14 protein-coding genes are annotated in these 13,868 nt (G+C 69.1%); 8 read left to right on the plus strand and 6 right to left on the minus strand.

The annotated features are described in order from the left end of the window. Window positions 1-202 precede the first annotated feature (202 nt). Entirely contained in the window at window positions 203-832 is a 630-nt protein-coding gene (locus FNH05_RS17230; RefSeq protein ID WP_144589601.1) for an LUD domain-containing protein, read from the minus strand. A 157-nt stretch (window positions 833-989) separates the two neighbouring features. Between FNH05_RS17230 and sigJ the strand changes: the two genes are divergently transcribed. Next, the gene (sigJ, locus tag FNH05_RS17235; RefSeq protein WP_144589603.1) at window positions 990-1,934 is read left to right on the plus strand and encodes an RNA polymerase sigma factor SigJ; all 945 of its coding nucleotides are present in this window, start codon (window positions 990-992) and stop codon (window positions 1,932-1,934) included. Window positions 1,935-2,263: 329 nt separating this feature from the next. Here the strand turns inward: sigJ and FNH05_RS17240 are convergent, their stop codons facing one another. After that, window positions 2,264-3,436: an HNH endonuclease signature motif containing protein gene (locus FNH05_RS17240; protein WP_246127787.1), complete on the minus strand. Its 1,173-nt coding sequence runs from the start codon at window positions 3,434-3,436 to the stop codon at window positions 2,264-2,266. Window positions 3,437-4,024: 588 nt separating this feature from the next. Continuing rightward, window positions 4,025-4,507, minus strand: a complete 483-nt coding sequence (locus FNH05_RS17245) for an RrF2 family transcriptional regulator (RefSeq protein ID WP_144589605.1) — start codon at window positions 4,505-4,507, stop codon at window positions 4,025-4,027. Between the two features lie 94 nt (window positions 4,508-4,601). Between FNH05_RS17245 and FNH05_RS17250 the strand changes: the two genes are divergently transcribed. The 4 genes from FNH05_RS17250 (at window position 4,602) to FNH05_RS17265 (ending at window position 8,250) form a co-directional block, all read left to right on the plus strand. Continuing rightward, window positions 4,602-5,336, plus strand: a complete 735-nt coding sequence (locus FNH05_RS17250; protein WP_144589607.1) for an SDR family oxidoreductase — start codon at window positions 4,602-4,604, stop codon at window positions 5,334-5,336. Between the two features lie 153 nt (window positions 5,337-5,489). After that, window positions 5,490-5,933 carry a DUF6412 domain-containing protein gene (locus FNH05_RS17255; protein WP_246127788.1) on the plus strand — a complete coding sequence of 148 codons (444 nt, stop codon included), beginning with the start codon at window positions 5,490-5,492 and terminating at the stop codon, window positions 5,931-5,933. A gap of 67 nt (window positions 5,934-6,000) precedes the next feature. Beyond that, entirely contained in the window at window positions 6,001-6,795 is a 795-nt protein-coding gene (gene yidC, locus FNH05_RS17260; protein ID WP_144589609.1) for a membrane protein insertase YidC, read from the plus strand. A 162-nt stretch (window positions 6,796-6,957) separates the two neighbouring features. Then, entirely contained in the window at window positions 6,958-8,250 is a 1,293-nt protein-coding gene (locus FNH05_RS17265; RefSeq protein ID WP_246127789.1) for a permease, read from the plus strand. Between the two features lie 251 nt (window positions 8,251-8,501). Here FNH05_RS17265 and FNH05_RS17270 read toward each other — a convergent pair whose 3' ends face one another. The 3 genes from FNH05_RS17270 to FNH05_RS17280 are packed head-to-tail and all read right to left on the minus strand — an operon-like array spanning window position 8,502 to window position 9,939. Next, the gene (locus FNH05_RS17270) at window positions 8,502-8,888 is read right to left on the minus strand and encodes a VOC family protein (RefSeq protein ID WP_144589611.1); all 387 of its coding nucleotides are present in this window, start codon (window positions 8,886-8,888) and stop codon (window positions 8,502-8,504) included. Between the two features lie 27 nt (window positions 8,889-8,915). Further along, window positions 8,916-9,332 (minus strand): VOC family protein, encoded by a 417-nt coding sequence (locus FNH05_RS17275; RefSeq protein WP_144589613.1) that lies wholly within the window; start codon window positions 9,330-9,332, stop codon window positions 8,916-8,918. Between the two features lie 28 nt (window positions 9,333-9,360). Continuing rightward, on the minus strand, window positions 9,361-9,939 hold the full coding sequence (locus FNH05_RS17280) for a TetR/AcrR family transcriptional regulator (protein WP_144589615.1): 579 nt from the start codon (window positions 9,937-9,939) through the stop codon (window positions 9,361-9,363). 196 nt (window positions 9,940-10,135) lie between these two features. On the opposite strand from FNH05_RS17280, the gene FNH05_RS17285 reads away from it, so the two are divergent. From FNH05_RS17285 to FNH05_RS17295, 3 genes are read left to right on the plus strand one after another with little or no spacing between them, the layout of a single operon-like run. Then, on the plus strand, window positions 10,136-10,588 hold the full coding sequence (locus FNH05_RS17285; RefSeq protein ID WP_144589617.1) for a (2Fe-2S)-binding protein: 453 nt from the start codon (window positions 10,136-10,138) through the stop codon (window positions 10,586-10,588). Next, window positions 10,575-11,534, plus strand: a complete 960-nt coding sequence (locus FNH05_RS17290; RefSeq protein WP_144589619.1) for an FAD binding domain-containing protein — start codon at window positions 10,575-10,577, stop codon at window positions 11,532-11,534. The genes FNH05_RS17285 and FNH05_RS17290 overlap by 14 nt, the downstream gene beginning before the upstream one ends. Then, on the plus strand, window positions 11,534-13,717 hold the full coding sequence (locus FNH05_RS17295) for a xanthine dehydrogenase family protein molybdopterin-binding subunit (RefSeq protein WP_144589621.1): 2,184 nt from the start codon (window positions 11,534-11,536) through the stop codon (window positions 13,715-13,717). Before FNH05_RS17290 ends, FNH05_RS17295 begins: the two co-directional genes overlap by 1 nt. The last annotated feature ends 151 nt before the right edge of the window (window positions 13,718-13,868 follow it).

Raw genomic sequence — 13,868 nt, forward strand, 5'->3', positions numbered from 1 at the left:
GTCCGGTGGGGCGGGGTTTCGTGGCCGGCGGTGGGGAAGGTTCGGGAACTGCAACCGTTTCACCGGAACTCGCTCGCCCCCCTGAGAGCGTCATGTTTGAGGTGATCGCCCCACTCGTCGCGGGCGTTACCGTGTAACGGGGCAGCGGTACCCGAAGCCGGGCTTCGGGTACCGCCGTTCACCCGGTCCGCAACGTGCGCGTTCAGAATCCGATGGCTTCGCGGAGCAGCAGGACGGTGCCGCGTCCGGGCTGGTGTTCCGCGTTGAGGATGAGAAGCCGGTTGACGGCGCTGGGCCACCCGTAGGCTTCCCGGGTGCGGGCGCTTTCCAGCGGGAGGCAGTGGTCCTCGACGCGCCTCAGCGCGGTGTCCAGGTCGGGTACCACCTTCTGGGCCCCCACGATCCAGATCGCGCGGGCGGCACCGCCGGAGTAGCTGGGTAGCTGGCTTCCGCTGCCCGAGGCGGCCACGAGGGAGCCGGTTTCGGTGACCGCGGCGACGCTTCCCACGACGACGTCGGGACTGGCGAGCAGCCGCCGGATCTCGTCCATCTGAGTGGCGCGGTCCATGGTCAGGGCCCGTGGCTTGACGGCCTGGTACCGACCGCCGGCGTTGATGTCCTCATCGATGCCGGACAGACGGAGGGTCTCGCTGGCCCCGGTGAACACGCTGGCGCCCTCGGGGATCAGATCTTTGACGCGGGCACGCGCCGCGGCGGCGTCGTCGAGGATTTCCACGGTGAAACCGTGTGCGGTCAGCGCGGTGGCCGCCCGCTCGAGGCGCTGCGCGGATGCCGGGTCGGCGAAGGGGCTTGCCGGGATCGAGGTGGTCATGATGTCTCCGGGCTTCCTGTTCACTGGATGATGTGTTCGTCTCGGCAGTCCGACAGGACAGCCCCCCGGAATGTCAGGCGACGCACCGGCCTCACATTCCGGGGCGCTGTCCTGTCGAACTGGTGAAGGCGGAAGCGACCGAGGGAGCCGTCGGCACATGACCACACCATCCGGGGCAGGACGCGCCCGGCCCGATGCGGGCCTGGACGCGATCATGAGCGAGCGGCGGCAGCTGATCAACGTCGCCTACCGGCTCCTGGGCACCCTCACCGAGGCCGAGGACGCCGTCCAGGAGACCTACGCCCGCTGGTACGCCCTGTCCCCGCGGCAGCGGGACGCCATCGAGTCCCCCGGCGCCTGGCTGACGACGGTCGCCAGCCGCATCTGCCTCAACGTGCTCGGCTCGGCCCGGGCCCGACGGGAGACCTACGTGGGCGAATGGATCCCCGAGCCGCTACCCGAACCGGGGGAGTGGACCAGCGACCGGCAGGGCGCCACCGCCGACCCGGCCGACCGGGTCACCCTGGACGAGTCGGTCAACCTGGCCTTCCTGGTCGTGCTCGACTCGATGACCCCGGCCGAACGCGTCGCGTTCATCCTCCACGACGTCTTCTGCCACTCCTTCGCCGAAGTGGCGGAGATCGTCGGCCGCACCCCGGCGGCCTGCCGCCAGCTGGCCTCCTCGGCCCGCCGCCGCATTCGCGATTCGCGGCCTCCGGCGACTTCGGTGACTCCGGCAGCCCAGCGCGCCGGTATCGTCAGGGACTTCAAGCAGGCATGGGAAGCCAAGGACATCGACGCCCTCATCGGGCTGCTCGACCCCGGCGCCACGGCGATCGCGGACGGCGGCGGCCTCGCCCTGAGCTTCCTGCACCCCATCGAAGGCGGCGAGCAGATCGCGCACGCCTGGATCGAAATCGCCCGCCGGAGGCCCGGCAGCATGACGTTCCTGGAGCGCACGGTCAACGGTCAGCCCGGTCTGGTGGCTCAGCTCGACGGCGTCACCGTGACCGTGTACGCGTTCGACATCGCGGACGACCGGATCAAGCGCATCTGGGTGGTGCGCAACCCCGAGAAGCTCCGTCTCTGGACGACGGGCTGACTCGCGTCTCGGTCCCCCGAGCAGGCCCGGGGGAGCCGGTGCCCCGGCTCAGTCGATCCGGAGGGACCTGAGGGAGTTTGGGGAGGTCGTGAACGCGGGTACGTCGGTGGTCGGGTACAACGCCATCAGCGGGATGAAGGCGGCGTGGTCGAGGCCGTGGTCGAGGCCGTGGTCGGCGAACTGGTGGACCGGTTCGGTCGGCCCGGTCAGCTCGCCCCCCTTTTTTTGGCCTGACGGATGCTCTGTCCAGGCTGCGCGAAAGCCCTGGCTACCCAGTTCGTTCCCGCCATGAAGGGGAGGACCGGTGGCAGCTGTGGTTCCGGAGATGCTCAGGCGGCGGTGGTGAGGGGTTCGGGTTGGCTGCGGTAGGTGCGACCGGCCGGGGTGGTGATCTCCAGGACCCCGGTTTCGGTCATCCGGTGGTGCCAGCCAGGTTCGTCCTTCAACCGATGGTCGCGGCGGCACAGGCCGCAAAGGTTGCCGTGGTCGGTGCCGCCGCCCTGGGCCCAGGGTTTGACGTGGTCGAGATCGCAGGCCTGAACTGGTCTGTGGCAGCCGGGTATGCGGCATTCTCGGTCTCGCACCTGGACCAACTCCTTGGTGGCGGCGGATGGCCGGTAGCGGTGGCGCCCGACGTCGATGGGGGTGCCGGTCATCGGGTCGGTGATGACCCGCCGGATCGTGGCATTCTGAGCGATCTCCCGGGCCAACCCTGCGGGGATGGGTCCGTGTCCGGCCAGTTCGGCGGGTTCGTTGCGCAGCCCGGTCCAGGTCAGGAAGTCCAGATATACGAAGACTTCCGCCCGCGGCGGCTCCACCGGCCGCGCGATGCCGAGACACAGATCCGAGAACACATCCGCCCGTAGCTCGTCCAGGGTGCGCTCTTCACCGTTGCTGCGCAGTCGCCGCGCTACCCGATCCACCCGCGTATAGATCGTGGTGGCGATCTCGGCGGGGAGATAGGCGTACAGGGTGGCCATGCCCTCGTCCTCGTGGCACAGCTGGACCTTGCGGGACCGCTTGCGTTCCTCACACCGCCGCGCGTGCCCATCGGGATCGACGCGGGCGACGGTCCTGTTCACCAGGCGCCGCACCGACGTCGCATCCCGAGTCGTGACCTTCCCGGCGACCTGGGCATCGACTTCCCTTGCCTGCTCATCGGTCAGGACGGAGGTTTGATCGGCCACTTTGGATGCCCGATACGGATCCAGCGCACCCCGCCGCATCGCCTCGAACGTCGAAGGCAACCGCCGCGCCAGATCCCGGGCCAGTGACACCTGCCCCTCCGCCTGGCGCGCACCGTAATGCAATTCCAGGGCAACCTCCTTCGCCACCGAATCCGCATCCCCCAACGCCGCCATCACGGCCAGTTTCACCGCCTGATAAGCATTGGAATACGCTTCGGCCGCGGCCAGCAGCGAGATCTTGTCATCCCGGTCCAGCTCGGCGATGCGGTCGTACAGTTCCGGATCGGGCCCGGAAAACCCCCAGTTCACGGTCACGTCACCATTCTATCCGTGGCACAATGTCAATGGCATCACACGATCAGGCATTTTTCGAACGGGTATTCGCATTTTGAACGAACTAGACGAGCGCTCGCCAAGTGTGCTGATGGACGAAGGCTCGATCCGGATGCGCGGCTCGGTGCGCGAGGTGCTCACCGCCTACAAGGGCCACGAACCCCACGCCTTCCTGGAGCGGGTGAGCACGTGAAAACCGCCAGTCGGCGCTGATGGCGGGCACTCCGGCGGCCGTTTCCGGTTCGGCATCAACGGGTCACCCTATACTTCACGCGCTATCGGACCCGGATTGTGGCGGTGCGTGGACCATGGTGGTCATCGACAATGTCGAAAGCGTGCTCACCGGAAATGCGGAAGAACGTGAACTGCTCTTCTCCGTCCTCTCACGTGCTGCGTGGGAATGGGCAAACCCACTGAGAAAATCCGGTGGCGAAGGTGTTCCCATGGGCAGGCGGCAACTGTTGCACTCCACTCGCCGCCGGCGAGGTCGTCCACCACCCACCACGTCCGGGTAGATCGCCCACCCCGTCCGCGGGCGTGGCCGACCGCGACACCGTGCTTTTTGGACGTTCAGCTTTCCGCTGTGCCCAACCACTTCCCGACCCGGCCCAGCACGTCGCCCTCGTAGTCCGTTTCCACCATGTGGCCGAGGTCGGCGATCGACACCTCCCGCAGCGCGGCGCGCCATGCCTTGTCGGCGGCGTACATGGTGCGTGCGATGGCGCACGGCGCGGTGCAGGCCTCGGGCGGCGTGGCCATCGGACCGCGCTGCCGGATCTCCGTGCACACGAACGCCGGTTGCGTTCCCTCGACGGCCTCCACCACGTCGAGCACCGTGATTTTCCCGGGTGAGCGCGTCAGTACGTACCCGCCGGACTTTCCCTGCACGGAATGGACCAGTCCGGCCCGGGACAGCGACTGCAACTGCTTGGCCAGGTAGGTCGGTGAGACGCCGTGCAGCTCGGCCAGGCGTGCCGCGGGCACCGGCTCGGCCGCCGCGGTCAGCGCCACGCAGCAGTGCAACGCCGTTTCCACTCCACCCGACAGCTTCACACCGACAGGGTAACGATGGCCCTTGACTCGGACAACAAGTGTCCGAGTATTATCTCGGACACGAACAATCCGGGTTTGGCGGAGAGGGCATCCCATGAAGATCGCGGTCATCGGCACCGGCCTCATCGGCGGGCAGGTCGTCCGGAGACTCACCGAGGCGGGGCACGAGGCCACCGGGCATTCCCGTGCGACCGGGGTGGACCTGCTCACCGGGGCCGGGCTCGACGACGCGGTCAGCGGCGCCACGGTGGTGGTGGACGTGACGAACTCGCCGACCTTCGACGAGGCCTCGGTCGACTTCTTCCGCACCTCGGTCACCAACCTGCTCGCCGCCGCGGGGAAGGCGGGCGTGCGGCACGTGGTCGTGCTGTCCATCGTCGGCGTCGACCGGGTGCCCGGCGTCGCCTACTACCGGGCGAAGACGCTGCAGGAGGACCTGGTCAAGGCGGGGCCGGTTCCCTACTCGATCGTGCGAGCCACCCAGTTCATGGAGTTCGTCCCGACGGTGCTGGACCTCACGACCGACGGCGACGTCGTGCGCCTGCCGTCCACGCCGATCCAGCCGATCAGTTCCGCGGAGGTCGCCGCGGCAGTCGCCGAGACCGCTGAAGGAGCCCCGCTCCGGGGCACCCGGGAGATCGCGGGACCCGAGATCTTCCCGCTCGACGAGTTGGGCCGCATCACGATCGAGGCCACGGGGGACAGCCGCAAGGTCGTCACCGATGACGCTGCGGGCCTGTTTTCCGCTGTGGAGGGGGATGTGCTCACCGCCTCCGCGGGGGCGTGGCTCGCCCCGACCCACTACCGCGATTGGCTGCGCTCCCGCTGACCGCCGTGAGGGTTGCGTGGCCTGAAGCGATTCGACCACGGGTACCGTGCGGCTCGCCGACGGCGCGACGAGTTCGAGGGGATCTTCGGGCATGGTCCTGGCGGGACATCACTGTCGGCGACAACGGGAAGATCGTCTCGCGCGGATGCCCAGGTGCCGGGCGAAATGCCGGAATTCACCGAGCCGGGCCACGTGCTCCGTGGCAACGACCCGCCGTGCGAGGCGCCGCTGGTTGCCCGGATTCAGCGGCAGGGTCGGCGGATATCCCGTAGAGTCGTGGCCGTGGAGCGGAGCAACCTCGGCGTCGGCATGCGCTTCCTTCTGGCGCTCGCGCTGTTTCTGCCGACGTTGTTCGTCGCGCTTCCCCTGGTTGGCGGCCTCAATCCATTGGGCCTCGCCACCGCGCTGACCGTATCCTTGGCGGTCGCCGTCCTCGCGATCACTGTGCACATCCGGGTCGAACCCACCGCGGCCGTGATGCGGGTGCGGACGATCAGCCTGCGGGAACGCGCGCAGTTGTTCCTGCGTCTGCGTGATCCCGACGCTCCCGGTCGCACCCGGTCACGAGCTCCGTCAGCGGGCAGCGCGGCTGCCTGATCCTTCCTTGTCCTGAGTAAGGCAGTCGCTCCAGCCTGTCCATCTTCAAGCGACGGAGTGACTTTTCGTGTTCGACTTTTTCCTGTACCCGGTTTCGGTCATCCTCTGGTTCTGGCACAAGGTTTTCGGCACGCTGTTGAATCCGGACACGGGCGTGGTGTGGGCGCTCGCCATCGTGTTCCTCGTCTTGACGCTGCGCCTGGCGCTCCTCAGGCCCGCGCTGGGCGCGCTGCGGGCCGGCCGGCGCACACAGGCGCTCGCTCCGCAGATGCAGAAGATCAGGGAGCGGTACGGCAAGGATCGCCGGCGCATGGCGCAGGAGATCCAGAAACTGCATGCCGACAACGACTCCAGCCCGTTCGCGGGGTGCCTGCCGATGGTGATCCAGCTTCCGGTGTTCTTGTCGCTGTACTGGGTGCTGCGCGGTTTCACCCCGGCCGCCCAGGCGGACGGGGTGTTCGACCGCGGCGCCATCCGGTCCTTCCTGAACGCCGACCTGTTCGGCGCGAGGCTCGGCAGTTGGCTCTCGCAGCCGGGCTCCGAACTGGCCGCCTACGGCACCGACCACGCTCACATGATCGCAGTCGGCGTGCCGCTGATGCTGGTCGCCGCCCTGGCCACATTCCTGTCGATGCGCGCGAACCTTCCGCGGCAGACCGCGGCGAACCCGCAAGCCGCGCGGGTCAGCAGGGCGATGATGTACCTGGCCCCGGCAGGCATGCTGGTCTCGGGCTCATTCTTCCCCGTGCCGATCGGACTGCTGTTGTACTTTCTGGTCAGCAACGTCTGGACCTTCGGCCAGCAACACGTCCTCACCCGGATCGTGGACCGGGAACTGCCCGGTGCCGGCCGCCGGTCTTGACCAGCGCGGTGACCCGCCAGTGCCGGTGGTGGTCAAGGCCGGTCACGAGAAGGCGCGCCCACCTCGGCGGCCTGTCGTGTGGATCACAGTGACGATCGTGGTCACGGGGGTTACATTCATCCACGGGCATACCCCCTACGGGTATCAGGGAGAGTGGTGGAGATGGGTGCGATAGGGCACGCGCTGGCGCTGGCCGGATCGATGACCTGGGAGATCCTGTGGGCGCTGATCCTCGGGTTCCTGCTGTCCGCGGTGGTGCAGGCGGTGGTGCGCAAGTCCACGATCGTCCGGTTGATGGGTGACGACCGGCCGCGCACGCTCGCGGTGGCGTCGTTGCTGGGTGCCGCCTCGTCGTCGTGCTCCTACGCCGCGGTGGCGTTGGCCCGCTCGCTGTTCCGCAAGGGCGCGAACTTCACCGCCGCGATGGCGTTCGAGATCGGCTCCACCAACCTCGTGGTGGAACTGGGCATCATCATGGCGCTGCTGATGGGCTGGCAGTTCACCGCGGCCGAGTTCGTCGGCGGTCCGATCATGATCGTGCTGCTCGCCCTGCTGTTCCGGATCTTCGTCCGTAAGCGCCTGATCGAGAAGGCGCGCGAGCAGGCCGAGCGCGGTCTGGCCGGGTCGATGGAGGGCCACGCCGCGATGGACATGTCCGTGGCGGGCGAGGGCTCGTTCTGGCGGCGCCTGTTCTCGCCGCGCGGGTTCACGTCGGTGTCGCACGTGTTCGTCATGGAATGGGCGGCCATCGTGCGGGACCTGGTGATCGGCCTGCTCATCGCCGGGGCGATCGGGGCGTGGGTTCCGGAATCGTTCTGGCGCGCGTTCTTCTTCACCGACCACCCGGTCGTCTCCGCGCTGTGGGGACCGGTCGTCGGGCCGCTCGTGGCGATCCTGTCGTTCGTCTGCTCGATCGGCAACGTCCCGCTGGCCGCGGTGCTGTGGAACGGCGGGATCAGTTTCGGTGGCGTGGTCGCGTTCATCTTCGCCGACCTGCTCATCCTGCCGATCCTCAACATCTACCGGAAGTACTACGGCACCCGGATGACCCTGGCGCTGCTGGGCACGTTCTACGCGGCGATGGTCGGCGCCGGATACCTCGTCGAGTTGCTCTTCGGCGCGACCGGCCTGATCCCGGGGCAGCGCTCCGCGATGGTGATGGCCGAGGGGATCTCGTGGAACTACACGACCTGGCTGAACATCGCCTTCCTGATCCTCGCCGCGGTCCTGCTCGTGAGGTTCTTCCGCAGCGGCGGCCGGGACATGCTGCGCATGATGGGCGGATCCCCCGACGCCATGGCAGGCCACGACCACGGCGGGCACGGTGGGCACGAGCACGGTGGGCACGAGCACGCGGGCAATGCCGAGCACGAGCACCACGACCACGACGGCCACGAGCACCACGACCACCACGACCACGGCGGCCAGGCGGCGCACGAGCACCACCACGCATGACGATGCCCGGCAGGGCTGCGGAAAAGTCCGGTAAGGGGCCCCTCACGGTCGAAACGGCTGTGAGGGGCCCCTCACGGGAAAGGACGCCGGGGTCCCGGCAATGGTCCGGTGGCCTGAGGGCTCCTACCCAGACCGAGCGTGGAACTCAAGCGCCGGAGCGCGGAACTCAAGCGCCGGAGAGTGGGACACAAGCGCCGGAGGGTGGAACTCAAGCGCCGGAGAGTGGGACACAAGCGCAGAAGGATCGCCCGTCAGTTCTCCGCGGCCTTGACCCGGCGCCGGAGCAGGCAGAATTCGTTCCCCTCTGGGTCGGCCAGCACATGCCACGTTTCGGTGCCGGTCTGGCCGATGTCGATCTTGCGCGCCCCCGCGGCGAGCAGCCGCTCCAGTTCCGCGTCCTGATCGCGGTCGGTGGGGCTCACGTCGAGGTGCAGCGGCAGTTTCCCGCGCTTCGGCTCGGTGCTGCGGCTGAGCACCAGCGTGGGCTGCGGCCCGCCGAAACCGGTTCCCGGCGGGCCGATCTCCAGGTCCTCGCCGTCCCAGCCGAGTTCGACGTAGCCGAGGACTGCGCACCAGAAGTCCGCCAGCCGTTGCGGGTCGGCACAGTCGATGACGAGTTCGGTGATCCTGCAAGCCATGCGGGCGACACTACCGAGCGGGACCGTTCAGGACCGCGCCGACGTAAGGCGACCTGACCCTCGCGGTTGGATCAGGTCCCAGCGATTGCCGTAGAGGTCTTCGAAGACGACCACTTCGCCGTAGGTCTCCTGGCGAGGTTGTTCGGTGAATCGCACACCGGCCTCGCGCAAGCGCCGGTAGTCGCGGGGAAGATCATCGGTGCACAGGAACAGGAACACCCGTCCGCCGGTCTGGTCGCCGACCCGTCGGGCTTGTGCCGGAGTGCTGGCGCGCGCGAGAAGGATGCCGGTCTCATCGGCTCCGGGCGGGGCGACCACCACCCATCTCTTGTTCTCGTCGAGCGTGGTGTCCTCGATGAGGGTGAACCCGAGGACCTCGGTGTAGAAGGCGATTGCTTCGTCGTAGTCGTGCACGACGACGGAAACGAGACCGAGATGCTGCACGGCGCCATCCTGCCAGCGGCGCGCCGCGTCAGGCGGCGCGAATGCCCCGCCACACCAGGTCGACCAGCTCGGCCGTCTGGCGCTGCCAGTCGCCGTCCGGGTCGAGGTAGAACAAGCCCAGGAGGCTGCGCATCACCGTGTCGGCGTGCAGTCCTGGCCGCACCAAGCCCGCTTCGGCGTTCGCTCGCAGCAGTGCGTCCATCGCGCCGTGAATGGCCTGGACGGCACTGGCGGGCAGCGTCCCTCGCTGCGCCGTCACCGCGGCCAGCGCCTTCGCCAGGCCGCACTTGGTCATCATGTACGGCGCCAGGTGGTCCGTCGCCCAGGTCCGGAAGGCCTCGGCCGGGTCGCCGCGCTCCAGCAGTTCCGGCACGACGTCCACCAGGTGCCGCACCTCGCGCTCGTAGACGGCCAGGATGAGGTCCGCCGGGGTGGGGAAGTGCCGGTACACCGTGCCCACGCCGACCCCGGCCAGCTTCGCGATCGCGTTGAACGACACCTCGCCCGACGCGCTGAGATTCTCCGCCGCGACGGCGAGGATGCGTTCGTGGTTGCGCCGGGTGTCGGCACGCCGTGGGCTGAGCGAGCCCGCCGAACCCACCGTCATCGTCCCTCCTCGCCCTTACCATGTTAGTCCGCTGACCTGGAGTAGCTCCGGGGGTACCGTTCGTTGCGAAGCGGATTGTAATCCGCTAACGTCGATCCCAGCGCTAGCGGATTAGTATCCGCTTCAGTCTCCCGGCCCGAGCGGCCCGCCCAGGGCCGGCTCCCACCGCAACCCATGCCGTCAGGGAAAGAGATCAGTGGACATCTCACTCGAAGTGAACGGGCGAACCGAACACCTGAGCGTCGACCCCGGGGTGACGCTGCTCGACGCGCTGCGCGAGCGACTCGGGGTCACCGGGCCCAAGAAGGGCTGTGACCGCGGCCAGTGCGGCGCGTGCACGGTGCACGTCGGCGGCAAGCCCGTGCTGTCGTGCCTCACGCTGGCCGCCACCGTGACCAAGCCGGTGACCACCGTGGAAGGACTGTCCACAGCGGACGAGCTGCACCCCGTGCAGCAGGCCTTCGCCGACCAGGACGCGCTGCAGTGCGGGTTCTGCACGCCGGGGCAGATCATGTCCGCGGTGGCCGCCGTCGAGCAGAACGTCGAGGACGTCCGGGAGTTCATGTCGGGCAACCTCTGCCGCTGCTCGGCGTACCCGAACATCGTCAAGGCGGTCGAGCAGGCGAGGAGCGCCCATGCGGCCCTTTGAGCTGACCGCCCCGGCGACCGTCGCCGACGCGCTGGAGGAGTCCGGCACCTTCCTGGCCGGCGGCACCACACTCGTCGACCTCATGAAGCTGGACGTGCTGACGCCGCAGCGCGTGCTCGACATCAACGGGCTACCGCTGCACGGAATCGACACCGCGGACGGGCTGCGGATCGGCGCGCTCGAGCGGATGGCCGACATCGCCGCGCATCCCGGCGTGTACCCGGTGATCTCCCGCGCCCTGCTGCTCAGCGCCTCCCAGCAGATCCGCACCATGGCCAGCATCGGCGGCAATCTCCTGCAGCGCACGCGGTGCACGTACTTCCGGGACGTGACCATGCCGTGCAACCGGCGCGATCCGGGCAGTGGCTGCCCCGCGATCTCCGGCGCGAACCGGATGCACGCCGTGCTCGGCACGAGCGACGCGTGCGTCGCCACGCACGCCAGTGACCTGGCGGTGGCCCTCGTCGCGCTCGATGCCGAACTGCGGCTCGCCGGGCCCGAGGGCGAGCGCACCATCAAGCTGACCGACTTCTACCGCCTTCCCGGCGAAACGCCCGAGGTCGAGCACGATCTGCGCCCCGGCGAGCTGATCACCGAGGTCGTCGTGCCACGGCTGGACTGGGCCGCGCGCTCGACGTACGTGAAGGTGCGCGACCGCCAGTCGTACGAGTTCGCGCTCTGCTCGGCCGCGGTCGCGGTGGACGTGCGGGACGGGCTCGTCGCCGACGCCAGGGTGGCGGTCGGCGGGGTGGCCACCGTGCCCTGGCGCCTGGAGGCCGTCGAGGCGGCACTGCGCGGGAAGCCCGTGACGGAGGAGTCTTTCACCGAGGCGGCGTCGATCGCCACCGAAGGTGCGAAGCCGTTGGCGGACAACGGTTTCAAACTGTCCTTGCTGCCGCGGACGATCGTCCGCGCCCTGCTCGAAGTCACCGAGGGGAGCCGCTGATGCCCGCACGGCTGGACGCGCCGCTGAAGGTCACCGGTAGCGCGAAATACGGGGTGGACCACAACTTCCCGGACATGGTTTACGGCTATGTCGTGGTCAGCACCATCGCGCACGGCGAGATCGAGAGCATGGACGTCACCGCGGTGAAAAGCGCCCCGGGCGTGCTCGGGGTGTACACGCCGTTCGACCCGCTGGTGATGAACGCGGCGATGTCGCCGTCGTTCGGCGAGACCTGGGTTCCTCTGCGCAGCAAGAAAGTCGTCTACGTCGGCCAGCCGATCGGGTTCGTCGTGGCGGAGACCTTCGAGCAGGCGCGGGACGCCGCCATGCTCGTCGAGGTCGGTTACCGGCAGCTCCCCGCGCTGACGTCGCTTCCCGACGGGCTCGCCACCGCCGAAGCCGCGGTCCCCGCTCACGTGGACACCCCGCCGGAGATCGCCGTGCTCGCGGACGGCGTCGAGTCGATCGAGGACGCCCTGGCGGCCAGTCCCGTGGTCGTCGACGCGACCTACAGCACGGCGCCGCAGCACCACACACCGATGGAGCCGCATTCAGCCGTCGCGGTGTGGGAGTCGGGCCGGCTCACTGTCTACAGTGGAAACCAGGGGGCCAATCTGCAGGCCGTGGAGCTGGCCACGGCGCTGGAGCTGGACCCGGCGGCGGTGCGCGCGGTGAATCCCTTCGTGGGCGGGGCGTTCGGTGGCAAGGCCAGGACCTCGGCCCCGGCCTTCCTGGCGGCCGCCGCGTCGCGGGCGCTCGGCAGGCCGGTGAAGGCGTCGCTGACCCGGGAGCAGGTGTTCACCGCGACGGCGGGCCGGGCGGCGACGGTGCAGCGGATCACGCTGGGCGCGGAGCGGGACGGCACGCTCGTCGCGCTGCGGCACGACTCGTGGAGCAGCACGGACATCGAGCGCTCGTTCATCGAGCCGACTTCGCACGGCACGTCCCGTGAATGGTACGCCACGCCGAACCTGGCGATCAGCCAGAAGGTCGTGCCGCTGCACCTCCCGCCGCCCACGTTCATGCGGGCGCCGGGGGAAGCGCCTGGCTCCTTCGCGCTGGAGAGCGCGATGGACGAACTGGCCGAGGCACTCGGGATGGACCCGATCGAGCTGCGGCAGCGGAACAACTCGCTCGCACCGCCCGGCAAGGACCTGCAGTGGTCGAGCAAGCACCTGGACGAGTGCTTCCGCATCGGCGCGGAGCGTTTCGGATGGGCGGAGCGCTCGCCGCGCGGACGCGCCGACGGCGACTGGCTCGTCGGCATGGGGACGGCCGTGGCGATGTTCCCCGCCCTGCGGTTCCCCGCGTCGGTCGGGATCACGCTCAACGCGGACGACACGGCGGATGTCCAGACCAGTGGCGCGGACCCGGGAACCGGCCTGCTGACCGTGCTTTCCCTGGTGGGGGCCGAATCACTGGACATCGCCCCCGAGCGGATCACGCCCCGGCTCGGCGACTCGGCGCTGCCACCCGGCGGCATGTCCGGGGGCTCCACCGCTACGGCCAGCGCGGGCACGGCGATCATGGCGGGTGCGGCGAAGGTCATCGACGAGCTGCTCGCGCTGGCCTCGGCTCCGGGCGCCCCGTTCGCCGGGGAGGAGGTCACCTACGCCGATGGCCGCGTCCACGGCGGTGTCCCCGGTGATGGCCGGACGATGACCTTCGGCGAGGTGCTGCGCGCGGTCGGACGGCCGAGCCTCACGGCGGTCGGCTCGTCGGCGCCCGGCGAGGAGATGACGAAGCACTCGTTCAGCTCGTTCGGTGCGCAGTTCGTCGAGGTCCGGGTGCACCGCCTGACGCGCGAGGCGCGGGTGTCGCGGATGCTCGGGGTCTTCGACGGCGGCCGGGTCATCAACGACCAGGCGGCGCGCAGCCAGCTCAAGGGCGGCATGATCTGGGGCGTGTCGGCGGCGCTGCACGAGGGCTTCGAGGTGGAGTCCAGTGGCCGGTTCGCCAACGCCGATCTCGCGGGCTACCTCATCCCGGTCAACGCCGACATCCCGGACATCGACGTGCACTTCGTCGAGTACCCGGACACATTGCACAACGACATCGGTGCGCGGGGCCTCGGTGAAATCGGCACGGTGGGCATGGCCGCGGCGGTCGCCAACGCGATCTTCAACGCCACCGGGATCCGGGTCCGCCACATCCCGATCAGGATCGAGGACCTGCTGGCCTGACCACGCAGGAGGGCGTGCGGTGCGCCGACCACCGGCGAACGGGTCGGGGAGCGCCTAGGTTGGTGGGGTGCGGGTCGAGCGGACGGAGTTGATCGCCAAGATCACCGGGCCGGGGTCGGTCAATCGGACCGATCGGCGGTTCGCCGTGCAC

The organism is Amycolatopsis rhizosphaerae (assembly GCF_007713715.1).
Lineage (GTDB): Bacteria > Actinomycetota > Actinomycetes > Mycobacteriales > Pseudonocardiaceae > Amycolatopsis_E > Amycolatopsis_E rhizosphaerae.

Bases quoted from the DNA above. Each gene is read 5' to 3' on its own strand.
- FNH05_RS17230 (WP_144589601.1), bottom strand. From the start codon at position 832: ATGACCACCTCGATCCCGGCAAGCCCCTTCGCCGACCCGGCATCCGCG.
- sigJ (WP_144589603.1), top strand. From the start codon at position 990: ATGACCACACCATCCGGGGCAGGACGCGCCCGGCCCGATGCGGGCCTG.
- FNH05_RS17250 (WP_144589607.1), top strand. From the start codon at position 4,602: ATGAAGATCGCGGTCATCGGCACCGGCCTCATCGGCGGGCAGGTCGTC.
- FNH05_RS17265 (WP_246127789.1), top strand. From the start codon at position 6,958: ATGGGTGCGATAGGGCACGCGCTGGCGCTGGCCGGATCGATGACCTGG.
- FNH05_RS17270 (WP_144589611.1), bottom strand. From the start codon at position 8,888: ATGGCTTGCAGGATCACCGAACTCGTCATCGACTGTGCCGACCCGCAA.
- FNH05_RS17280 (WP_144589615.1), bottom strand. From the start codon at position 9,939: ATGACGGTGGGTTCGGCGGGCTCGCTCAGCCCACGGCGTGCCGACACC.
- FNH05_RS17290 (WP_144589619.1), top strand. From the start codon at position 10,575: ATGCGGCCCTTTGAGCTGACCGCCCCGGCGACCGTCGCCGACGCGCTG.
- FNH05_RS17295 (WP_144589621.1), top strand. From the start codon at position 11,534: ATGCCCGCACGGCTGGACGCGCCGCTGAAGGTCACCGGTAGCGCGAAA.